The sequence below is a fragment of the Alphaproteobacteria bacterium genome, assembly GCA_040905865.1.
Classification (GTDB): domain Bacteria; phylum Pseudomonadota; class Alphaproteobacteria; order UBA8366.
This window is the reverse complement of record JBBDQU010000022.1, coordinates 1-22,177: the sequence shown is the minus strand read 5'-3', so window position 1 is coordinate 22,177 and position 22,177 is coordinate 1. Positions and strand designations below refer to the sequence as shown.

General features: G+C 63.9%; 16 protein-coding genes. 11 read left to right on the top strand and 5 right to left on the bottom strand.

The features are described 5' to 3' along the window. Positions 1-2: 2 nt before the first annotated feature. Together WD767_04240 and WD767_04235 are read right to left on the bottom strand one after the other, a co-directional pair. A complete protein-coding gene (locus tag WD767_04240) occupies positions 3-461 on the bottom strand; it encodes a polymer-forming cytoskeletal protein (GenBank protein MEX2615285.1) in 459 nt (152 codons plus the stop codon). 102 nt (positions 462-563) lie between these two features. Further along, complete coding sequence (locus WD767_04235; protein MEX2615284.1) at positions 564-1,319, bottom strand: EI24 domain-containing protein; 756 nt, start codon at positions 1,317-1,319, stop codon at positions 564-566. Positions 1,320-1,518: 199 nt separating this feature from the next. On the opposite strand from WD767_04235, the gene WD767_04230 reads away from it, so the two are divergent. Both WD767_04230 and WD767_04225 read left to right on the top strand, forming a co-directional pair. Beyond that, positions 1,519-2,505, top strand: a complete 987-nt coding sequence (locus WD767_04230) for an adenosine kinase (protein MEX2615283.1) — start codon at positions 1,519-1,521, stop codon at positions 2,503-2,505. 13 nt (positions 2,506-2,518) lie between these two features. Beyond that, a complete protein-coding gene (locus WD767_04225; GenBank protein ID MEX2615282.1) occupies positions 2,519-3,850 on the top strand; it encodes an AmpG family muropeptide MFS transporter in 1,332 nt (443 codons plus the stop codon). A gap of 33 nt (positions 3,851-3,883) precedes the next feature. Here the strand turns inward: WD767_04225 and WD767_04220 are convergent, their stop codons facing one another. Then, complete coding sequence (locus tag WD767_04220; protein ID MEX2615281.1) at positions 3,884-6,145, bottom strand: NADP-dependent malic enzyme; 2,262 nt, start codon at positions 6,143-6,145, stop codon at positions 3,884-3,886. 202 nt (positions 6,146-6,347) lie between these two features. Here WD767_04220 and mutS point away from each other — a divergent pair, with 202 nt between their 5' ends. The 9 genes from mutS (at position 6,348) to msrB (ending at position 19,807) form a co-directional block, all read left to right on the top strand. Beyond that, a complete protein-coding gene (gene mutS, locus WD767_04215; protein ID MEX2615280.1) occupies positions 6,348-8,981 on the top strand; it encodes a DNA mismatch repair protein MutS in 2,634 nt (877 codons plus the stop codon). A 42-nt stretch (positions 8,982-9,023) separates the two neighbouring features. Beyond that, positions 9,024-11,849: a [protein-PII] uridylyltransferase gene (locus tag WD767_04210; GenBank protein MEX2615279.1), complete on the top strand. Its 2,826-nt coding sequence runs from the start codon at positions 9,024-9,026 to the stop codon at positions 11,847-11,849. A 40-nt stretch (positions 11,850-11,889) separates the two neighbouring features. Then, positions 11,890-13,437, top strand: a complete 1,548-nt coding sequence (gene murJ / locus WD767_04205; protein ID MEX2615278.1) for a murein biosynthesis integral membrane protein MurJ — start codon at positions 11,890-11,892, stop codon at positions 13,435-13,437. 98 nt (positions 13,438-13,535) lie between these two features. Beyond that, positions 13,536-14,534 carry a tryptophan--tRNA ligase gene (gene trpS / locus WD767_04200; GenBank protein MEX2615277.1) on the top strand — a complete coding sequence of 333 codons (999 nt, stop codon included), beginning with the start codon at positions 13,536-13,538 and terminating at the stop codon, positions 14,532-14,534. 61 nt (positions 14,535-14,595) lie between these two features. Next, positions 14,596-15,585 carry a DUF2333 family protein gene (locus tag WD767_04195; GenBank protein MEX2615276.1) on the top strand — a complete coding sequence of 330 codons (990 nt, stop codon included), beginning with the start codon at positions 14,596-14,598 and terminating at the stop codon, positions 15,583-15,585. A gap of 159 nt (positions 15,586-15,744) precedes the next feature. Then, entirely contained in the window at positions 15,745-16,962 is a 1,218-nt protein-coding gene (gene acdA / locus WD767_04190) for a 3-sulfinopropanoyl-CoA desulfinase (GenBank protein MEX2615275.1), read from the top strand. After that, positions 16,962-18,572 (top strand): thiamine pyrophosphate-binding protein, encoded by a 1,611-nt coding sequence (locus WD767_04185; GenBank protein MEX2615274.1) that lies wholly within the window; start codon positions 16,962-16,964, stop codon positions 18,570-18,572. Before acdA ends, WD767_04185 begins: the two co-directional genes overlap by 1 nt. Positions 18,573-18,701: 129 nt before the next feature. Further along, positions 18,702-19,427, top strand: coding sequence for a gamma-glutamylcyclotransferase (locus tag WD767_04180; protein MEX2615273.1), 726 nt, complete (start codon positions 18,702-18,704; stop codon positions 19,425-19,427). After that, on the top strand, positions 19,397-19,807 hold the full coding sequence (gene msrB, locus WD767_04175) for a peptide-methionine (R)-S-oxide reductase MsrB (GenBank protein MEX2615272.1): 411 nt from the start codon (positions 19,397-19,399) through the stop codon (positions 19,805-19,807). Before WD767_04180 ends, msrB begins: the two co-directional genes overlap by 31 nt. A 61-nt stretch (positions 19,808-19,868) precedes the next feature. Here the strand turns inward: msrB and WD767_04170 are convergent, their stop codons facing one another. Together WD767_04170 and WD767_04165 are read right to left on the bottom strand one after the other, a co-directional pair. Next, positions 19,869-20,468 carry a glutathione S-transferase N-terminal domain-containing protein gene (locus tag WD767_04170; protein MEX2615271.1) on the bottom strand — a complete coding sequence of 200 codons (600 nt, stop codon included), beginning with the start codon at positions 20,466-20,468 and terminating at the stop codon, positions 19,869-19,871. Between the two features lie 10 nt (positions 20,469-20,478). After that, entirely contained in the window at positions 20,479-22,023 is a 1,545-nt protein-coding gene (locus WD767_04165) for an acetolactate synthase large subunit (protein ID MEX2615270.1), read from the bottom strand. Positions 22,024-22,177 lie beyond the last annotated feature (154 nt).

Sequence of the window (22,177 nt, the reverse complement as noted above, 5' to 3'; positions counted from 1 at the left end):
GGCTAACCGCGCTCCGCCGCATTCGGAGCCGGGGACGGTGTCTTCTCGATCAACTGGATATCGCCGGAAATGCGGCCACCGCGCTCGATCTCGATTTCAGCATAGCGGATCGTGCCTTCGACGCGGCCCTTGCCGTGAATGATCAGCCGGCTGCGCGCGGTCAGCGAGCCCTCGAACTGCCCGCTGATTTCGGCAACATCGATTTCGATCTGTCCCCGGAACACACCGGATTCCGCGATCTCGATTGTCCGGCTGTCGGTCAGCGACGCTTCGACGGTCCCTTCGACCACCAGCGTATCGCAGGCGGAAATCTGTCCCGACAGGCTGATTTCACGGCCGACAATGAGCTTCTTTCCCGGCGAACCGCTGGGCGAATCCGGCCGGTGGACACCGGGGATATCGACGACGCGGCGGCTCGTATCCGCCCGCTTTTCGGGAGCAAAGGGGTTTTCGTTCGCCATGGGATCTCCTCGTCGGTCCGCACCTGCAGACACCGCAAAAAATGGAGCGAAGGGCACATCCCCTCCGCGCCCGCTACTGACTATCACGGACGCGTTGGGAATTTAAGCAATATTTGCCGGCGGGCCGGCAGGCGAGACTGTGAATTCGCCGCGGCGGGGCATGCTTTGATAGACATGCACCATGAACGCCGCCGCCAGAACGGGCGTTACGAAATTGACGATGGGAATGGTCATGACAAATACGATGATGACGCCGGCGAACAGCAACCGTCCGCGATGGGCCCGGCGCAGCCGCCGCGCGTCGCGCTGGTCCAGGCGCCGGAAGGCAACCAGTTCATAGAATTCACGGCTGACGAGATAGCCGTTGAGCAGATAGTACAGCACGAGGTTCATCGGCGGCACCAGGAAAAGTATCAGGTATAGCGGCAGGAACAGCAGGTTTAGCGACACCACCAGAAGCGCGAACCGCAGCGTCGACGCCAGCATCTCCGCCAGCGGCTGCGGCCGGGGCGCCGGTTCGTTCGGGTAGTGTTTCGATTCGACCGCACCGACGACATCTTCGAGGAAAAATCCGACGACGACCGTCACGACGGCGGGAAACAGCAGGAAGGTGGCGATCAGGACGGACGAAAAATACAGGAAACCGCCGATCCACTCCGCGAAGCCGCCGAGCCATTCGATCACGGCGCCGAGCAGCCATACTTCGGTCCAGGCCACCGCACTCATCGCCCAGAGCAACATCATCCACAGGACGAAGAATACGGCGAGCGAACCGACAATGCCGATCAGCAGGACCCGACGCAACCGCGGGTCCGGCATTTGCGCAACGGCCTTCATGAAACAGTCGACAATGCTCATGCGGATCCCCTGAAAATCATGAAAATTTCATATCCTTCCCCGTGTCCGGGCGCAACCCGCGATCACCCTTTGCGGGGTTTTCGGTGATAATTTGGGTGCCTTCATCGCGCGCTATGTTAGACAGGGGTGTGCTGGAATGATCGCGAGGGTGCGCAACCCGGGTCCGGCGCAACGGAATCAACAATTAAAAGGAAAACTAATGACGGAGTATGACCTTCTTGGCATTGGCAACGCACTTGTCGATGTCGTCGCCCAGACCGATGAATCGTTTCTGAAGAATGAAAGCCTCGACAAGGGCGGCATGATGCTGATCGACCCGGAGCGCGCGACGCAGCTTTACGCGCGGATGGGCCCGGCGGTCGAAAGTTCCGGCGGCTCCTGCGCCAATACGATGGCCGGCTTTGCCTCGATGGGCGGCAAGGGCGCCTATATCGGCAAGACCCATGACGACGTATTCGGGACGGTCTTCCGGCACGACATGACCGCCATCGGCGTGACCTTCACGACGCCCGCCGCGGTTGACGGCGCACCGACCGGCCGCTGCCTTGTCCTGGTCACGCCGGATGCGCAACGGACCATGTGCACCTGCCTCGGCGCCGCAACGGCGCTGAACGAAGACGATATCGACGCCAACCTGGTCCAGGCTTCCGCCGTAACCTATATGGAAGGATACCTGTTCGATCCGCCCGAGGCGAAGAAAGCTTTCGTGCGCGCCGCCGAACTGGCCCACGCGGCGGGCCGCAAGGTCGCCATCACGCTGTCCGACAGTTTCTGCGTCGAACGCCACCGGGATGAATTCCGGGCGCTGGTCGAGGATCACATCGACATCCTTTTCGCCAATGAGGCGGAAATCATGTCGTTGTATCAACTTTCCAAATTCGACGACGCGTTGCAGGCAGTGCGCGGCCATTGCGAGGTTGCGTGCCTCACGCGCAGCGAAAAGGGTTCGGTCGTGCTGTCCGGCGACGAAGTGCATGTAATCGACGCGGAACCCGCCGCCGCGATCATCGACTCGACCGGCGCGGGCGACCAGTACGCCGCCGGATTCCTGTATGGCTATACCAAAAATTGCAGCCTTGCGGTTGCCGGCCGCATGGGCAGTATCGCCGCGGCGGAAATCATAAGCCATTACGGCGCGCGGCCGGAAGTCAACCTGGCGGAACTGATACGCCGTAAGCTCCGCTGACGCAGGCGATGCAATGACGCGGGAAAGCTGGGGCGCGGCGGCCGGGGTCTATCGGGACCGCCGGGTCGCGTCGCTGTTTTTCCTCGGCTTCTCCAGCGGGCTGCCGCTGGCGCTGACCGGCGCGACCCTTGCCGCGTGGTTCACCCAGTCCGGCGCGTCCCTGACGGAAATCGGCTTCGTCAGCCTGGTCGGGATCGCCTATGCGCTGAAATTCGCCTGGTCGCCGCTGGTGGATCGTATGCCGGTGCCGGTCCTGTCCCGGGTGTTCGGGCGTCGCCGCGGCTGGATGCTGACATCCCAGATGCTGCTGGTCGCAGCACTTGGCGCGCTGGCGCTGACCGATCCGGGAACGGCGGGCGGCTGGACGGTCATGTTCGCCGCTTGTGTCGCGTTTGGCTCGGCGACCCAGGATATCGCGATCGACGCCTATCGCACGGAGATCCTGGAGGAAGAACAACTCGGCGCCGGCGCGGCGATGCTGGTTTTCGGCTATCGCGTCGCCATGCTCGTCTCGGGCGGCGGCGCCCTGATCGTCGCGAGCGTGACGGGGTGGGGCTGGGCATATGGCGCGATGGCGGCGCTGATGGCGGTCGGAATCGCGGCGACATTGATTAATCCCGAACCGGATCCCCCCCTGTCCGATGCGGATCCGGCCGCTGCGGATAAAAACGACCGTTATCCGGTCCGACGGATGCTGGCCTGGTTTCATGGCGCGGTGATCCGGCCCTTCGGAGAGTTCATGTCGCGCCCGGGCTGGATCGCGGTACTGCTGTTCGTGGCGCTGTATAAATATGGCGACGCCCTGCTGGGCGTGATGGCGACGCCGTTTTACCTCGATATCGGCTTTTCGCTGGCCGAAATCGGCGTCGTGACGAAGGGCTTCGGACTGGCCATGACCCTTGCGGGCGCCGCGCTGGGCGGCGTCCTGGTGGCGCGGCTGGGAATTGTCCGCGCCCTGCTGCTGGCCGGGCTGGCGCAGGCCGTGTCGAACCTCGTTTTTGTGGTACAGGCTTGGGTCGGGCATTCACTGCCGATGCTGTCGGTGACGATCGGTGTCGAAAACCTGACCGGCGGCGCGGGAACGACAGCGTTTGTCGCGTATCTGTCCAGTTTGTGCAACCGCGCCTATACCGCCACGCAATACGCGCTGTTGTCGTCGATGATGGCGGCGGCACGCACACTTTTTGCCTCCGGCGGCGGCTGGGCGGCGGATCAGACGGGCTGGATCGGCTATTTCCTGCTGACGACCGCGGCGGCCGCGCCGGGGCTGCTGCTGTTGTGGTGGATCATGCAGCGCTACCCGGAACCGAAACAACCGGTGCCGGTCAGCGCGGTTTTCGATTAACGCTTGTACGGGAACCGCCGTCCGGTCCGTTGGTCAGTCCAGCGTCGCATGCGCGGCCAGCGCCGCCGCCGTCACCAGATCATGCGCGGTTGCGCCCATCTGCACGATCTGCACCGGTTTTTCCACGCCGAGCAGAATGGGGCCGACAACAGAGCCGCCGCCGATTTCCTGCATCAGCTTGGCCGCGATATTGGCGCCGTGCAGCGCCGGCATGACCAGCACGTTGGCGGGGCCGGTCAGGCGGCAGAACGGGTAATGCTCCTGCATCAGCTTGAAGTTCAGCGCCGTATCCGCCGCCATGTCGCCGTCATATTCGAAATCGACGCCGCGCGCGTCCAGAATCGCGACCGCGTCGCGGATCCGGGCGACATTCCGCGTTATCGGCTGCCCGAAATTTGAGTAGGACAGCAACGCGACACGCGGCGCATGACCGACCCGGCGCGCATAGGCGGCGCTTTGTATCGCAATATCGGCCAGCGCTTCCGCGTCGGGTTCTTCGTGGACGCGGGTATCGGCGATGAACACCGTCCTGTCCTGCGCGATCATGATCTGCAGGCCGAGCATCCGCTCACCGGGTTTCGCGTCAAAGACCTTGCAGATGTCGTCATAGGCGACAGAGAATGGCCGGGTCGCCCCGGTGACCATGGCATCCGCATCGCCGCAGGCCACCATACAGGCGGCAAAGACATTCCGGTCCAGGTTCACCAGCCGCTGGCAATCGCGGTACAGCAATCCTTCGCGCTGCAGCCGGCTGTACAGAAAGTCGGTATATTTCTTGTTGTGGGATGACAGCCGCGCATTGTGGATTTCAAGACCATCGCTGTTTTCGATACCCAGCGCCGCGATCTTTTCCGTCACTTCCTCGTTCCGGCCGATCAGAACCGGCGTGCCATAGCCGCTGTCGCGATACGCCTGCGCCGCGCGAATGATGCGGTCTTCCTCGCCTTCCGCGAATACGGTACGGCGCGGACTGGCGCGCAGCTTTTCATATACGAGTTGCAGGGTCGATACGCGCGGATCGAGACGCGCCGACAGCTGCTGCTTGTAAATTTCCATGTCGGCGATCGGCTTGCGCGCCACGCCGCTGTCCATCGCGGCCTGCGCCACGGCGGCCGGAATCGCCGCGATCAGCCTAGGATCGAACGGCACCGGAATGATATACCCGGGGCCGTAGCGAAGGTGCTGACCGGCATAGGCGGCATCGACCTCATCGGGGACGTCTTCCCGCGCCAGGGCGGCAAGCGCCTCGGCGGCGGCAATCTTCATCGCGTCGTTGATCTGCACGGCGCGCACGTCGAGGGCGCCGCGGAAGATATACGGAAAGCCCAGGACATTATTGATCTGGTTCGGATAATCGGACCGGCCGGTCGCCATGATGGCGTCGTCGCGGACGGCCGCGACCTCTTCCGGCGTAATTTCCGGATCGGGATTCGCCATGGCGAAGATCAGGGGTTTCGCGGCCATGGATTTGACCATCTCCCGGGTGACGGCGCCCTTCACGGACAGGCCCAGCATGACGTCGGCGCCGTCCAGCGCATCGGCAAGCGTCCGCGCATCGGTATCCGCCGCATGCGCCGATTTCCACTGGTTCATGCCGTCTTCCCGGCCCTGGTAGATGACACCCTTGCTGTCGCAGAGGATCGCGTTGTTGTGGGGCAGGCCCATCGACTTCAGCAGTTCGATACAGGCGATGGACGCGGCGCCCGCGCCGTTCACGACGATTTTCGTATCGGCCAGCGTGCGGCCGGTCAGGTGCAGCCCGTTGATGACCCCGGCGGCGGTAATGATCGCGGTGCCGTGCTGGTCGTCATGAAATACCGGAATATCCATCAGTTCGCGCAGCCGCTGTTCGATGATGAAACATTCCGGCGCCTTGATGTCCTCAAGGTTGATTCCGCCGAAAGTCTTGCCGAGGTAGCGGACGCAGTTCACGAATTCGTCGACATTTTCGGTGTCGACTTCGATATCCATGCCGTCGATATCAGCAAAGCGTTTGAACAGCACGCCCTTGCCTTCCATGACGGGCTTCGCCGCCAGCGCGCCGATATTGCCCAGGCCGAGAACCGCCGTACCGTTCGTGATGACGGCAACGACGTTACCCTTGTTGGTATAGTCGAAGGCAAGGTCCGGGTTCTTCTCAATGTGCAGACAGGGAAATGCCACACCGGGCGAATAGGCGAGCGACAGTTCGTGCTGTGTCGTCAGCGGCTTGGTCGCCATGACCGCGAGTTTGCCCGGACGTCCCTTCGCGTGGAACTCGAGCGCTTCTTCTTCCAATGATCTTCCATTAGCCATTTGCAATTGACGGAGGCTGCGCCTCCCTCCCCCTCATATCGATTATTGCACCGCAATATGAATGCAGTAGCCAGGATTGCGAACTTTTCAGAAGCTAAACGCCATATTCGCGATCATGGCAAGGATTTAAGTGGCGGGCGCGGCATGCTTTGCCGATTCGGAACATTGGGAGCGTTGCCATGACGTGCTATGAACGGGCATCATGAATGGCCCCGTCCGAAAGCCCGCCGCGACGCCGATGATGGCGCAATATCTCGCGATCAAGAAACAGCAGCCCGACTGCCTGCTGTTTTACCGCATGGGCGATTTCTATGAACTCTTCTTCGACGACGCGGTCCAGGCGTCGGCGGCGCTGGATATCGCACTGACCAAGCGCGGCGCCCATAACGGCAACGATATCCCGATGTGCGGCGTGCCGGTGCATGCCGCCGATACCTACCTGTCCCGTCTGATCCGCGAAGGCTTCAAGGTGGCGGTCTGCGAACAGGTCGAAGATCCCGCCGAAGCGAAGAAGCGCGGCCCGAAATCGGTCGTGAAGCGGGAAATCGTCCGGCTGGTGACGCCCGGCACGCTGACGGAAGAGGTTCTGCTCGACGCGCGCGCGCATAACCACCTGGCGGCGCTGGCGGAAGCCGGCGGCCGGATGGGCTTCGCCTGGCTGGACATGTCGACCGGGGAATTCACGGTCCAGCAGGTCGATACGGCGGGCGTGGCGGCGGTGCTGGCGCGGGTATCGCCCGGTGAACTGATCGTGCCGGAGCGGATGCTCGAAAATCCGGATCTGTTCGATGTCTTCGCGCAGTGGAAAACCATCCTGTCGCCGCTGCCGGGCAGCCGGTTCGATTCCGAAAACGGCCGTCGGCGGCTGGAAGCGCTGTATGATGTCGCGGTGCTGGACGGGTTCGGCAGTTTCGAGCGCATGGAACTCGCGGCGGCGGGCGCGCTGGTCGACTATGTCGCGCTGACCCAGTATGGCAGCATGCCGCGCCTGTCGCCGCCCCGCCGCCTGGCGCTCGGCGCGGTGCTGGAGATTGACGCCGCCACACGGGCCAGCCTGGAACTGACGCGGAGCCTGAGCGGCGGGCGCCAGGGCAGCCTGCTGTCGGTTATCGACCGCACCGTCACCGGCCCGGGCGCGCGATTGCTGGCGGCGCGGCTGGCGGCGCCGGTCACGGATGCGAATGCGATTGCCGCGCGGCTGGACATGATCGGGTTCTTCATCGAGGCGGCGACGGTCCGGTCCGACCTGATCGGTCACCTGCGCCATTGCCCGGACATGATGCGCGCCCTGTCGCGATTGACGGTCAGGCGGGGCGGCCCCCGCGATCTCGCCGCGATCCGCGACGGGCTGGGCGTTGCAGGCGATATCGGCGGATTGCTGGCCGACCCGGACCTGATGCCGCCGGACGGCGTGGCGGCGGCGCGGCGAGCCCTTGGCCCGCATGATACGCTGCGCGACCGGCTGGGCCGGGCGCTGGCGGAAAACCTGCCGCTCCTCGCCCGCGACGGCGGCTTTATCGCGCCGGACTATTCACCGGAACTGGACGGGTTTCGCAAGCTGCGGGATGAGGGTCGCCGGCTGATCGCCAATCTGGAGAGCCGCTACCGGACCGAAACCGGCGTCGAAAGCCTGAAGATCAGGCACAATAACGTGCTGGGGTACTTTATCGAAATCACGCCGCGCCATGCCGATAAAATAGGCGAGGCCTTCATCCACCGCCAGACGCTGGCCAGCGCGATGCGGTATTCGACCGTCGAACTGGCCGACCTCGCCCGCGATATTTCGGAAGCCGCGGACAAAGTTCTGGCGATCGAACTGGCCCTGTACGAGGACGTGGTTGGCGAAGTAACCGCAAGGTCAGAGGCAATCGCCGCAACGGCGGACGGTCTTGCGGCACTGGATGTCGCAGCGGCGCTGGCCGACCTGGCGCAGGCGCGGCGCTATTGCCGGCCGGAATTCGATAGCGCGCCCGTATTCGATATCAGGGGCGGCCGGCATCCCGTCGTCGAGGCCTCGCTGGAGGGCGGAGAATTCGTCCCGAACGACTGCGATCTTGCGGAAGACCGGCGGCTCTGGCTGATAACGGGGCCTAACATGGCGGGGAAGAGTACCTTCCTGCGGCAGAACGCCCTGATCGCCATCATGGCGCAGATGGGATCGTATGTTCCGGCGGAGTCGGCGACCATCGGCATTGTCGACCGGCTGTTTAGCCGGGTGGGCGCCGCCGATGACCTCGCGCGCGGCCGGTCCACCTTCATGGTCGAGATGGTGGAAACGGCGGCGATCCTGAACCAGGCGGGCCCCCGTTCGCTGGTGATCCTGGACGAAATCGGCCGGGGCACCGCGACCTATGACGGGTTGTCCATCGCCTGGGCCTGCGTCGAACATCTGCATGAGGTGAACCGCTGCCGCGCCCTGTTCGCCACCCATTACCATGAACTCACGGGACTGACCGGGCGGCTGGCATCGCTGTCGCCGCATACGATGCAGGTCAAGGAATGGAACGGCGATGTCGTCTTCCTGCATTCGGTGGCGCCGGGCGCCGCCGACCGGTCCTACGGCATTCACGTCGCCAGGCTGGCGGGACTGCCGGCGTCTGTGGTGGCACGCGCCGGCGCCGTCCTGACGGAACTGGAAAAGGGCGAACAGTCGGGTACCCTGGCGCGGTTGTCCGACGACCTGCCGCTGTTTGCCGCCGCCGCGCGGCCTGCCGCCGCACCACCGGTTGAATCCGCCGTCGAATCGGCGCTCGCGGATGCCGACCCCGACAGCATGACGCCACGGGAAGCGCTGGAATATCTGTACCGGCTGCGCGGCATGCTTGCGAATAACTAACCCTGCCTTGTTATTTGGAGCCTTCGCTTACAGATTATAGCCATGAAAACACTGCGTGGAACACGAAAGATCATCGATCGTCTGGCGCTGACCGAGAGGGCAATGGCGCTCGCGGCCCTTAAGGATTCGGAGCGCCGGACCGCTCTGCTGGCCTGCTACCGGGACGCACTGGATTCGGGTGTCGCGGAGGTCCGTCAGCGCTTCGAAGCGGACCACGATGGCGGGCTGTGCGTACAGGGCGCCTGCCACCTGATCGATCAGCTGATACGGGCGATCTACGATGTCGTCGCCGAAAAGATCTATCCGGCGGCCAACCCGACAGCCGGCGATCAGGTCTGTATCGTCGCCTATGGCGGCTACGGCCGTGGCGAACTGGCGCCGAAATCCGACGTCGATCTGCTGTTCGTGCTGCCCTACAAGAAATCGGGACGCAGCGAACAGATCGTCGAGCACATCCTTTACATGCTGTGGGACCTCGGGCTGAAGGTCGGCCATGCGACACGTTCGCTGGATGAATGCGTTCGCCAGGCAAAGTCCGACATCACGATACGGACCGGACTGTTGGAATCGCGCTATGTCTGGGGCGAGCAGGGCCTGTACCTGGAGCTGCGAAAGCGTTTCTGGAACGAGGTCGCGACGGATACCGGAACGGAATTTGTCGATGCCAAGCTGCATGAACGTGACGGGCGCCACAAGCAGATGGGCGATACGCGCTACGTGCTGGAGCCCAATATCAAGGAAGGCAAGGGCGGCATCCGCGACCTGCAGACGCTGTTCTGGATCGCCAAGTACCTCTATCAGGTCGACAACGTTTCCGCATTGATCGAGAAAGGCGTTTTCACGTCCAGGGAGGTCGCCCGCTTCGACAAGGCGCAGGCCTATCTGTGGACGGTGCGATGCCATCTGCACTATCTGGCCGGCCGGCCAGAGGAGCGATTGACCTTCGATGTCCAGCCGGAACTCGCCCGCCGGATGGGTTACACGGACCGGGCCGGAATGCTGGGAGTCGAACGATTCATGCGTCACTATTTCCTGGTGGCCAAGGATGTCGGCGACCTGACACGCATATTCTGCGCCGCGCTGGAAGCGCGCCAGCAGCGGCAGCGGCGCTTTTCGCTGCCGCGCCTTGGGCTGTGGAATCGCGAGATAGAAGGTTTTCCCGTCACGGCCGGGCGGGTCAACGTGGCGTCACCCAGGCATTTCGCCGAACACCCGATCGACATGATCCGGCTGTTCGACGTCGCGCAGCGCGGCAGGCTGGATATTCACCCCGACGCGCTGCAGACGATGACCCGCAACCTGCGGCGGATCGACAAATCGCTGCGGTCCGATCCGGAAGCCTGCGCGATTTTCATGAAAATCCTGACGGCGAAGCAGGATACGGACCTCACCCTGCGGCGGATGAACGAAGCGGGTATCCTGGGCAAGTTCCTGCCCGATTTCGGACGCGTCGTGGCGCAGATGCAGTACGACATGTATCACGTCTATACGACCGACGAGCACACGATCCGCGCCATCGGCATTCTTGGCCAGATCGAGCGCGGCGAGTTGAAGGATGAACTGCCCGTCGCCAGCGACATTATCCATAAGGTGTTGTCTCGCGAGGTGCTCTATATGTCCGTGCTGCTGCATGACATCGCCAAGGGACGCGGCGGCGACCATTCCGTGCTGGGCGCGAAAGTCGCGGAACGGCTGTGTCCGCGGTTCGGGTTCACCCCGGCGCAAACGGAAACCGTGGCCTGGCTGGTGCGGCATCACCTCGAAATGTCCAATACGGCGTTCAAGCGCGACCTGGACGACCCCAAGACCATCACGGATTTTGCCGATCTGGTGCAATCGCCGGAGCGGCTGCGGCTGTTGCTGTGCCTGACTGCGGTCGATATACGCGCTGTCGGTCCCGGCCGCTGGAATAACTGGAAGGCGACCCTGCTACGCGAACTGTTCTACCATGCGGAATCGGCCATGTCCGGCGGCTATGACAGTTATCAGTCGCGCGATCGGGCCGCGAAGGTCCGTCAACGGGTCGCCGATGCGCTTTCCGACTGGCCGCTGGAGGAACGCGAAGCTCATGTCGGGCGTGGTGAATCGTCCTATTGGCTGTTCTATGACATGGACACGTTGATCCAGCATGCGGAAATGATGCGGGCCGCGGAAACAAAGGCGCAAAAACTGGCCGTCGATGCGCGTATAAACCTGGACCACGCGGTAACCGAGCTGACGATCTATACGGCCGACCACCCTGGTCTGTTCAACAAGATTGCCGCGGCGATTTCGGTTACGGGGTCGACGATCGTGGATGCGCGGATCAACACACTGATGGACGGCATGGCGCTGGATACTTTCTGGATTCAGAATGCCGCCGGCGCCGCAATAGAAAATCCCGCCGATCTGGCGCGGCTGTTGGAGCGGGTCGAGCTGTCACTTTCCGGGCGGTTCAACATGGCCGACGAATTGTCGAAACGCAGCCCTATGCCCAGCCGCACACGGATTTTCAAGGTCGCGCCGCAGGTCTTTATCGACAACAAGGCCAGCAATACCCACACGGTTATCGAAGTGAACGGGCGCGACCGGCCCGGGCTGATCTACGATCTGACCCGCACACTGCACGATCTGAACCTCCAGATAGCCTCGGCGAAGGTCTCGACCTTCGGCGAGCGCGTGGTCGACGTCTTCTACGTCAAGAACCTGTTCGGCACCAAGATCGACCATCCCGACAAGCTGAAGCAGATCGACCGGGAACTGCTGGCAGTTCTAGAGGGACCGGCGCCGGCGGAGCGGAAGAAGTCGCGAAGGAAACCTGTCGTAAAGCCGGCTGCGAAGGAATCGAAAGCAAGGGAATCGAAAAAAGCGACTGTCGCGGCGAAGTGATCCGCCTTTTTCGCGCCGCCATTATCCGCTAGATAGCGCCATGGCACTCTTTCGTTCCATTGCGACCGTTGGCGGCTGGACCATGATGAGCCGGGGCCTCGGCTTTGCCCGCGACATGCTGCTAGCCAATGTGCTCGGCGCCGGCATGGTCGCGGATGCGTTTTTCGTTGCCTTCAAGTTTCCGAATTTCTTTCGCCGCCTGTTTGCCGAAGGCGCCTTCAACGCCGCCTTCGTACCGCTGTTCGCGGGACGCCTGACGACGGAAGGGCGCGACGCCGCGCTACGCTTTGCCGCGCAAGTCGCGGCGGTCATGGCGACGGCGCTGATTATCTTCAGCATCGCGGTCATTCTGGCCATGCCCTGGCTGATGTACGCCATTGCACCCGGTTTCGCCGACGATCCGGTCAAGTTCGACATGACCGTCGAACTGACCCGCGTCACCTTCCCCTACCTGCTGTTCATGGCGCTGATCGCGCTGATGGGCGGGATGCTGAATTCCCTGGAGCGGTTTGCGGCCACGGCGGCGGCGCCGATTTTCCTGAACGTCGTCCTGATCGCGGTGCTGTTGCTGGCGCAGGCGGGCGTCTTTCCCGTGCCCGGCTATGCGCTCGCCTGGGGTGTGGCGGCCGCCGGGCTGGGACAGTTCGCCTGGATTGCCTGGGCGTGCAAACGGGCGGGCATCCTCGCCACCCTGCCGCGACCCCGATTGACGCCCGGCGTGAAGCGGCTGTTCGTGCTGATGGTGCCGGCGCTGATCGGCGCCGGCGTCGTGCAGATCAACCTGGTGGTCGATGTCGTTCTCGCATCGACCCTGCGCGAAGGGTCGGTCTCGTTCCTGTATTACGCGGACCGGATAAACCAGCTGCCGCTGGGGGTGGTCGGCGTGGCTGTCGGCATCGTACTGCTGCCGATGCTGGTGCGACAGTTGCGGTCGGGTGAAACCGAAGCCGCGCAATACAGCCAGAACCGCGCCATCGAATTCGCCCTGACGCTGACGGTGCCCGCCGCCGCGGCTCTGATCGCCATATCCGGTCCGATCGTTACCGTCTTGTTCCAGCGCGGCGTTTTCGATGCGGCCGCCGCCGAAGCGACGGCCAATGCCCTGACAGCCTTCGCCACCGGCCTGCCCGCCTATGTGCTGATCAAGGCCCTGACGCCGGGCTTCTATGCCCGGGAGGATACGAAGACGCCGGTAAAGATCGCTGTATCGGCGGTCGTGCTGAATATCGTGCTGGCGGTACTCCTGATGCAGGTTCTGGCCCATGTGGGCATCGCCCTGGCGACCGCCCTGGCCGCCTGGATGAATGCGGGCCTGCTGGGAACAATACTGATCCGGCGCGGCCATCTGACATTCGACGCGCGGCTTCGCAACCGGATCCCCCGGCTGGTTATGGCGTCGGCGGTGCTGGCCGGGGCGCTTTATGCGGGGGCGGCATATTTGCAGGAATGGCTGAACGCCGGCGAACCGGAACGGATTGCCGCGCTCGTCCTGCTGGTTGCCGGCGGCGGAGTGGTCTTCGCCGGTCTGGCGGCGGTTACCGGCGCCGTCCGGCTCGCCGACCTGCGGGAGATGGTCTCGCGCCGGTAATGCGGCGCCATCCGGCGCGGCGCCGGGCTTGACCGGGCGCGGAGGAGCCGCGATAACACGCGCCGTTCAGTTCTGCGAAGGATTTCCACGGGGGCGTCATGGACCGGATATTCTCGGGCGTACAGCCCACGGGCAACCTGCATCTCGGCAACTATCTGGGCGCGATCCGGAATTTCGTCCGTCTGCAGGAAGGCAATGAATGCATTTACTGTGTTGTCGACCTGCACGCGATTACGGTCTGGCAGGATCCCGAAGAACTGCGGCAAAGCACCCGCGAAGTGACCGCGGCTTTTATTGCGGCCGGCGTCGATCCGAAGAAAAGCGTCATCTTCAACCAGTCCCGTAACCCGCACCATGCGGAACTCGCCTGGGTGTTCAACTGCGTCGCGCGGCTGGGCTGGCTGAACCGGATGACCCAGTTCAAGGAGAAGGCGGGCAAGAACCGCGAAAATGCCTCGGTCGGCCTGTATGCCTATCCGAACCTGATGGCGGCGGATATCCTGGCCTACAAGGCGACTCATGTGCCGGTTGGCGAAGACCAGAAACAGCATCTGGAACTCTGCCGGGACATCGCGCAGAAGTTCAATAACGATTACGAAACCGAACTGTTTCCGATTACCGAGCCGCTGATCGTGGGGCCGGCCACGCGGGTCATGTCGCTGCGGGACGGGTCGTTGAAAATGTCGAAATCCGATCCGTCCGACAACAGCCGGCTGAACCTGACCGATGACGCGGATACGATTGCGCAGAAAATCCGGCGGGCGCGAACCGACCCCGATGCCCTGCCGGACGAGGCGGCGGGACTGGAAGGCCGTCCGGAGGCCGCCAATCTGGTCGGCATCTATGCCGCGCTGTCCGATTGCAGCGTCGACGCTGTCCTGTCCGATGTCGGCGGCAGGATGTTTTCCGAGTTCAAACCCATGCTAGCCGACCTGGCGGTTTCCGTGCTGGGGCCCATCGGCGCGGAAATGCAGCGGCTTGTCGCCGACCCCGGCTATATCGACGGCGTATTGAATGACGGGGGCGCCCGCGCGCGGGCCATTTCGGCGCCGGTCATGCGCGAGGTCTTCGACGTCGTGGGGCTGCTGCAATCCTGAATCGGAGATGTCCGCGACCCGGCCCCTTGCGCTGCATGCCCCGGATACACAATTAAACACAATGAATGATGATGATCTGATCAGCGATTCAACCGCCGCCCGCCCCCGGCTGGACGGCCAGCGTGGCCCTGCCCGGGAGCGGAATTACGGCAGGATCGCGTTGCGGATCCTGGGAATACTTGCCGTCCTTGCGCTGCTCTACTACCCCATCGGAATGCTGCTTATTCACGATATCGACGATGACGCGGAATTGAGTTATCAGGTCGATGAAGGCGAAAGCCGCGCCGTCGCGGTAGCGGCGGCGCTGATTACGCGCGAGACCGATGAAAACCGGTGGACCGCAAACGATCCGTTCTTCATGCCCGGCTTTATGCTCGACAATATGCCTAACTTCCAGCAGGGTATCATGTATGCCCTGTCCCGTTTCGCCATCGAGATGAGCGATCAGATCGGCCGGGTCCGGGGGTCGAGCCAGGTTGACGCCGACCTCGACAGCGCGGCCGGCCGATTGAAATTTCCCGGTACGATCTGGTTGTTCGATTTCGGGACATCGCTGGCGCCGACGACCGCTTCCGAACAGCATTACCGGACGGCCCGGCTGGCCTTCCTGAACTACAACAAGCGCCTGGCCGTGGGGCAGGCCAGTTTCGAACGCCGTGCCGACAACCTGCAGGCGACGATCGAACGGATCAGCAACGACATTGGGTCGTCATCGGCGGTGATCGACCAGCGCATCGCCACCGGCGGTTTCCTGATCGACACCGAGGCCGACGACGTTTTCTACCAGACCAAGGGCCGGCTTTACGCATATTACCAAATTCTCAAGGCATTAGGCCTGGATTTCCAGAAAATAATCGACGAACGGGAATTGACCGCCGCCTGGAGCCAGATGCTGGAATCCTTCCGGATTGCGGCTACCATGCAGCCGCTGGTCGTCGCGAACGGCGAACCGGACAGTCAGGTCATGCCGAGCCACCTGGCATCGCAGGGCTTCTACCTGCTGCGGTCACGGACGCAGATCAAGGAAATTGCCAATATCCTTCTGAAGTAGCGTCTGCTCTTCCGGATATTCCTGATGCCATGCGGGATTTTCTTTAAACTCCACACATTCGCATGACAGAATGGGTGCGGGCCTTTTCCGGCACGCGCCCGCGCCGCCGGTGATGTATCAAGTACCGGCCCTTCGGATTTATATGAGGAACAATACGCCATGTTCAGCCTGACCGACGAACAGCGCGCCTTTCAGGCGCGCGCCCGCGACCTTGCGGAAACCGTGATTGCCCCGCGCGCGGCCGAGGTGGATCGCAGCGAACAGTATCCCTGGGACAACGTGCAGGCACTGAAGGAAGCGGGATTTGTCGGTATCTCCATTCCGGGGGAACTCGGCGGTCAGGGCCGGTCGATCTTCGACGCCGTCTTGCTGATCGTCGAAATGGCCAAGGTCTGCGGGGTCACCGGCCGCATTGCCGTGGAATGCAACATGGGCGCGATCAGCGCCGTGATGAAATATGGCGACGCCGCACAACGCAGGTTCGCGGCGGACCTCGTGCTGTCCGGCGACAAGCCGGCGATCTGCATCACCGAGCCGAATGCCGGCAGCGCCGCCAGCGAGATGACGACCCGCGCCGAAAAGCACGGCGAGAGATACATCCTGAACGGCAAGAAGCACTGGATCACCGGCGGCGGCGTATCGCGGCTGCACCTGATCTTCGCACGGGTCTTCGACAACGGGTTCGAGCAGGGTATCGGCGGTTTCCTGGTGGTCCGCGACCCGCAGGCCGGCACGCCGAAGGGGCTCGTCATCGGCAGGCGCGAACCGACCATGGGGCTGCGCGGCATACCGGAAGCGGAAGTGATGTTCGAGGATCTGGAAGTCGATCAATCCATGATGATCGTGCCGCCGGAAGGATTGCGGCGCGGCTTCGCCGGGCTGATGAATGCGTACAACGCGCAGCGTGTCGGGGCGGCTTCCGTCGCGCTGGGCCTGGCGCAGGGCGCCTATGAAAAGGCGCTGGCGTTCAGCCATCAGCGCGAACAGTTCGGCCGCCCGATTCACGAATTCCAGGGACTGCAGTGGATGCTGGCCGATATGTCGATCCAGATCGCCGCGGCGGAGGCGCTCTGTTACAAGGCGGCGGGCAATGCCGGCGAGGGGTTCCCCGACGCCAACGAGGCGGCGCAGGCCAAGATATTCACCTCCGAAATGGCGATCAAGGTCACCAATGACGCGCTGCAGGTATTCGGCGCGGCGGGGTATTCGCGCAACAACCCGCTGGAACGCATGGTGCGGGATGCGCGCATGTTCACCATCGGCGGCGGCACGGCGCAGATCCTGCGCACGGTCGTGGCGTCGCGCATCCTGAACAGGAAACTGCCGCAGACGCGGGACGGCTACATGAACCTGCCACGGCCGGGAGCGGAACGCTGATGGCCACTGCCGCACAAATTGTCGCCCGCCGCCTGCACGAGGCGGGCTGCCGCCATGCGTTCGGCATCCCCGGCGGCGAGGTCCTGACCATGATGGCGGCGCTGCAGGAAGCGGGAATCGAGTTTGTCCTCGTGAAGCATGAAAACACCGGCGGCTTCATGGCCGAGGGAACGTTCCACGCGTCCGGCGCGCCGGCGGTGCTGGTATCGACCATCGGGCCTGGCATCACCAATGCGGTCAATGTCATCGCCAATGCGAAGCAGGACCGCGTCCCGATGATCTTCCTGACCGGCGCCTTCACCGAGGGCGAGTCGCACAGCTATACGCACCAGGTCATGGACCAGGTGGCGCTGATGAAATCCGTGGCCAAGGCCAGCTTTACCCTGATCGACGGCGCCGTCGACACCATTATCGACAAGGCGATCGCGATTGCGACCGATGCCCGCCCGGGCCCCGTACATATCGACGTGCCGACGCCGCTGGCCGGGCGCGAACAGCCGGACGCGCCGCCGGTACGACGGGTCCGCCCCGCGCCGTCCGTCCCGGCGGCGGGACCCGAACTGGCCTTCGCCCGGAACCTGCTGGGACAGGCCAAACGGCCGATCATGATCGCGGGCGTCGAGGTGCTGGAACATGACGCGGCGGAAACCGTTGCGTCGCTGGCGCGGGATTTTTCCATTCCGGTCATCACGACATACAAGGCGAAGGGCGTTCTGCCCGAAGACGATCCCCTGGCGCTCGGCGGCTGGGGGCTGTCGCCGCTGGGCGATACCCATCTGATGCCGCTGATCGAAACCGCCGACCTGATCCTGCTGGCGGGATACGACCCGATCGAGATGCGGTCGAGCTGGGTTGCGCCCTGGGACCCGGTAAAAACGCCGGTGATCGAATTCTGCGCCGTCGCCAATACCCATTATGTTCATCAGGCGAGCCTGTCCTTCGTCGGCGATATCGGCGCCGGGTTGCGGGCGCTGCGGGACGGCGTCATCCCCGGACCGGTCTGGTCGAACGGAGCCGCGCTGGAAGCCCGCAAGGCGCTGGCCGCCGCCTTTCCGACCGACGAGGCCTGGGGCCCGGCCGCGATCTGCGACGAAGTGAACCGCCTGCTGCCCGACCATGCAATGGTCAGTTGCGACACCGGCGCGCACCGGATCCTGCTGAATTCGGTCTGGAAATGCGCGCGGCCGCATACGCTGATCCAGTCCTCGGCCTTCGGCAGCATGGGCTGCGGGATGCCGCTGGCGGCCGGCGTGAAGCTGGTGGATCCGGACCGTCCGGTCGTCGCCTTCACGGGCGATGCGGGGCTGGAAATGGTCCTGGGCGAACTGGCGACCCTGCGCGACCGCAGGCTGCCGGTTGTTATCGTGGTTTTTGTGGATGCGTCGCTGACCCTGATCGAAATGAAACAGCGCGCCACCGGCATGACCAATCTGGGCGTCGATTTCGAGCAGACGGATTTCGCCGCCGTGGCGCGCGCCATGGGCGGCATCGGCGTCGACGTGAACAGCCGGCCGGCGCTGGCGGATGCGGTACGCGACGGGCTGGCCGCCGACACCTTCACGGTCATCGCGGCGCATATCCCGCGCGGCGCCTATGACGGGCGATTTTAGGGTTATATCCCGACCCGGTTGAAACCCTTCCACAATGATAGGATATTGAAGCCGGAAACCGGGGAAAGATCGCCTGCGATTGCGGCGGCTTCCGGTATATTGATCTTCCGATAACAGGAGTAGTGCTGCGTGATCCTGAGCCGCGAATCGATCAGGGACGGTGTCGTCGGGGAAATCGTGCGCGAAGCGCAAGCGCTTGGCCTTACCGCGCGGATTTCGGACGAAGCGCGCAATGAAACCCTGCGCGCGGCGCTAAGCGATATTCCGGCGGGCGAATGCGTCTGGCTTTTCGGGTACGGCTCGCTGATGTGGAACCCCGCCTTTCATTACTGCGAGCGCCGCCCCGGCACGGTGCATGGCTATCACCGCAGTTTCTGCATGTGGACGGCGGCCGGGCGCGGGTCGCCGGAACTGGCGGGGTTGACCCTGGGACTGGATCGCGGCGGGTCATGCACCGGAATAGCCTATTGCATCGCGCCGGAACAGGTCCGCGAGGAACTGGAGATCGTCTGGGCGCGGGAAATGGGCGGCGGATCGTATCTGGCCCGCTGGGTCACGGTCCGCACGGCGGCGGGCCCGGTGAAGGCGCTGACCTTTGTCATCCGGCGCGATCATGTGCGGTATGCGGGCAAACTGCCCCGCGACCTGCTGATCGCCCACCTGGCTGAAGCCAGGGGGAAGATCGGCAGCTGCGCGGAGTACCTGGCGAACACGGTTGAACACATGCACGCGCTTGGCATAGAAGATGGGCCTATGCACGAGATGCTGGAAGGGGTCCGCGCCTATTGCGGCGGACCGCCGGCGGGACGATGGGAGAACGGCAAATGGCTGACGATACATCCGGCAAGGTCGTAAAAACGGACGCCGAGTGGCGGGCGCAACTGTCGCCCGAGCAGTACCACGTGACTCGTGAGAAGGGCACCGAGCGTGCCTTTACCGGCAAGTACGCCAATACCAAAGACGCAGGAATCTATGTCTGCGTCTGTTGCGGCAATCCGCTGTTCGATTCCGACACCAAGTTCGATTCCGGCACCGGCTGGCCCAGCTTTTACCAGCCGCTGTCGCCCGACGCGGTCGGCGAGGAATCGGACAACAGCTTCTTCATGCGCCGGACCGAAGCGTTATGCGCGAAGTGCGATGCCCATCTTGGCCACGTCTTCCCGGACGGCCCGGCCCCGACCGGGTTGCGCTACTGCATGAATTCGGCGTCGCTGGAACTGAAACCGAAGGAATAGCAAATCCCGAGCGGGCAATTTTGCCCGCGACGACGCATTTGCGGCAACGCGGAATCCCGTTTCAGACGGGCGGAACCGTCCGCTGCATCGATTCCCGTTCGCCGAAGCGGTCGATCCAGGCCGACAGGTTCGGGTTGCCGGTCCGCCAGTCGAAGTCGGGCATCGTTCTGTCGCGCCAGTGATAGGTGCAGCCGAGGATGAGTTGCGCCCGATCCAGCGGCCCGTCCAGCGCGCCGCCGGCGACGATAGCGTCAAATTCCCTGGCCAGGCGCAGGCCGCGCGCTTCCTCCAGCTCCAGGATGACGGGCGAGCGGTGCTCCGGCGGCCGCCGCAATTCGCGTATCCACACCGACAGCCCGTCCAGGTTGCTGCGTGCATGCGCTTCCAGCCGTTTCTCGGCCCAGCCGGAAGGCGGCGCCAGCAGCGGCGGCCCGTATATGGCTTCCAGATAGTCGATGATGAGCGCCGATTCGTCGAACATCTCGCCCCCGTCATTGACCAGCGTCGGCACCCGGCCCGCAGGGTTGATCGCCAGCAGCGGCGTATCGAGCGTACGCGTCTGAATCGGCACGACGGCGACCCTGTCCTCGATGCCCTTTTCGATAACCAGCACCCGCGCCATGCGAGCATAGGGCGATGTCAGCGTCACATACAGTTTCATTGCGCGTCCCTCACATCACGACTTCAACCAGATAGGGGCCCTTTACCGCTAGCCCCGCCATCAGCGCCTTATGGAATCCCTCGCAGTCGTCGACGCGTACGGCCTCCACGCCCATGCCGTTCGCCATCTGCACCCAGTCCAGGTCGGGCCGCGACAGATCCAGCATGTCCAGCGCCTTGCGTCCCGGGTTTTCCGCACCGACCCGGGTCAGTTCGCCGCGCAGGATCGCATAGGACCGGTTGGCGAGCACCACCGTCGTGACGTCCAGACTTGCGCGCGCCTGGGTCCACAGCGCCTGCAGCGTGTACATGCCGCTGCCGTCGCCTTCCAGGCAGACCACCTTGCGGTCCGGGCAGGCAACCGCCGCCCCCGTCGCCATGGGCATGCCAAGCCCGATGGAGCCGCCCATGTTGTTCAGCCAGTCATGCGGCGGCGTGCCGGCGGTGAGGGCGAAGAAGCCGCGTCCGACCGACACCGATTCGTCGGCGACGATGGCGCCTTCGGGCAGGACATTGCCCAGTACCGCGGCGATGGTTTCCGCCGTCAGCGCCCCCTTCGGCAGGTCGGGACGGAAGGCCTGCTGCACCTGCGCGTCGCCCGGTTTCGCGCCCACCGCCTCGGCCAGCCGTTCCAGCGCGTCCACCGCATCCTCGGCCAGATCGCACAGCCGGTGGATCCTGCAGCCTTCGGGCTCCAGCCGACTCGGCTTGCCGGGGTAGGCGAAGAAGGCGACCGGCGCCTTCGTACCGACCAGGATGATGTTCCGATAGGACGCCAGCACCTCCAGCGCCTGGTCGACCGCGAACGGTATGCGGTTGACCGGCACGCGCCCCGCGCCGCGCTGCGTCCGGGCGTTCGCCCCCTGCGCCATCAGCTTCGCGCCGGTGCGCGCGGCGATGCGGCCGGCGACGTCGAGCCCGTGTTCGTACAGCGCCTGCCCGGTCAGCAGCAGCAGGGTCGGTTCGCCGGAGCGCAGCACCTTCGCCGCGGCTTCCACAGCCCCGTCGGACACCGTGCCCCGTTTCGGCGGCGGCGGCACGCTGGCCGGCCCGTCCGCATCTTCCCAAGCGGTATTGGCGGGCAGGATCAGCGTCGCGATCTGCCCCGGCGGCGCGCTGGCGGCGGCAATGGCTTCCGCCGCGTCGGCCGCTACCGTTTTCGAATCCATCGAGGTTCGCACCCAGTGCGACACGGGCCGGGCGATGCCTTCGATATCGGCGGTGAGCGGCGCGTCGTGTTCGATATGATAGGTCGCGTGTTCGCCGACGATATTGACCATCGGCGTATTCGCCTTGCGCGCGTTGTGCAGGTTGGCGACCGCGTTGCCGAGGCCGGGACCAAGATGCAGCAGGGTCGAGGCCGGCTTTCCGGCCATCCGGGCATAGCCGTCGGCGGCGCCGGTCACCACGCCTTCGAACAGGCACAGCAGGCAGTTCATGCCGTCGACCTTGTCGAGTGCGGCGACGAAATGCATCTCCGACGTCCCCGGGTTGGTGAAGCAGACATCGACACCGCCCCTGACCAGTGTCCTTACCAGGCTTTCCGCGCCGTTCATTCCTGCCGTACTCCCATGATTCAGGCGGCCTGGACGCGCCGCGGACCGGGTTAGCAATTGCATCGTCCGGCGGCATATGTCAAACGGTCGGGAATCGTTACCAGGGCAACGAATCCAGGTTAACGATCCATGGTTCCGAGGATTGATGCCAGGA

Excerpts from the sequence above, each read along its gene's own strand:
- WD767_04240 (MEX2615285.1), bottom strand. The coding sequence starts at position 461 with ATGGCGAACGAAAACCCCTTTGCTCCCGAAAAGCGGGCGGATACGAGC.
- WD767_04235 (MEX2615284.1), bottom strand. The coding sequence starts at position 1,319 with ATGAGCATTGTCGACTGTTTCATGAAGGCCGTTGCGCAAATGCCGGAC.
- WD767_04230 (MEX2615283.1), top strand. The coding sequence starts at position 1,519 with ATGACGGAGTATGACCTTCTTGGCATTGGCAACGCACTTGTCGATGTC.
- WD767_04225 (MEX2615282.1), top strand. The coding sequence starts at position 2,519 with ATGACGCGGGAAAGCTGGGGCGCGGCGGCCGGGGTCTATCGGGACCGC.
- WD767_04220 (MEX2615281.1), bottom strand. The coding sequence starts at position 6,145 with ATGGCTAATGGAAGATCATTGGAAGAAGAAGCGCTCGAGTTCCACGCG.
- mutS (MEX2615280.1), top strand. The coding sequence starts at position 6,348 with ATGAATGGCCCCGTCCGAAAGCCCGCCGCGACGCCGATGATGGCGCAA.
- WD767_04210 (MEX2615279.1), top strand. The coding sequence starts at position 9,024 with ATGAAAACACTGCGTGGAACACGAAAGATCATCGATCGTCTGGCGCTG.
- murJ (MEX2615278.1), top strand. The coding sequence starts at position 11,890 with ATGGCACTCTTTCGTTCCATTGCGACCGTTGGCGGCTGGACCATGATG.
- trpS (MEX2615277.1), top strand. The coding sequence starts at position 13,536 with ATGGACCGGATATTCTCGGGCGTACAGCCCACGGGCAACCTGCATCTC.
- WD767_04195 (MEX2615276.1), top strand. The coding sequence starts at position 14,596 with ATGAATGATGATGATCTGATCAGCGATTCAACCGCCGCCCGCCCCCGG.
- acdA (MEX2615275.1), top strand. The coding sequence starts at position 15,745 with ATGTTCAGCCTGACCGACGAACAGCGCGCCTTTCAGGCGCGCGCCCGC.
- WD767_04185 (MEX2615274.1), top strand. The coding sequence starts at position 16,962 with ATGGCCACTGCCGCACAAATTGTCGCCCGCCGCCTGCACGAGGCGGGC.
- msrB (MEX2615272.1), top strand. The coding sequence starts at position 19,397 with ATGGCTGACGATACATCCGGCAAGGTCGTAAAAACGGACGCCGAGTGG.
- WD767_04170 (MEX2615271.1), bottom strand. The coding sequence starts at position 20,468 with ATGAAACTGTATGTGACGCTGACATCGCCCTATGCTCGCATGGCGCGG.
- WD767_04165 (MEX2615270.1), bottom strand. The coding sequence starts at position 22,023 with ATGAACGGCGCGGAAAGCCTGGTAAGGACACTGGTCAGGGGCGGTGTC.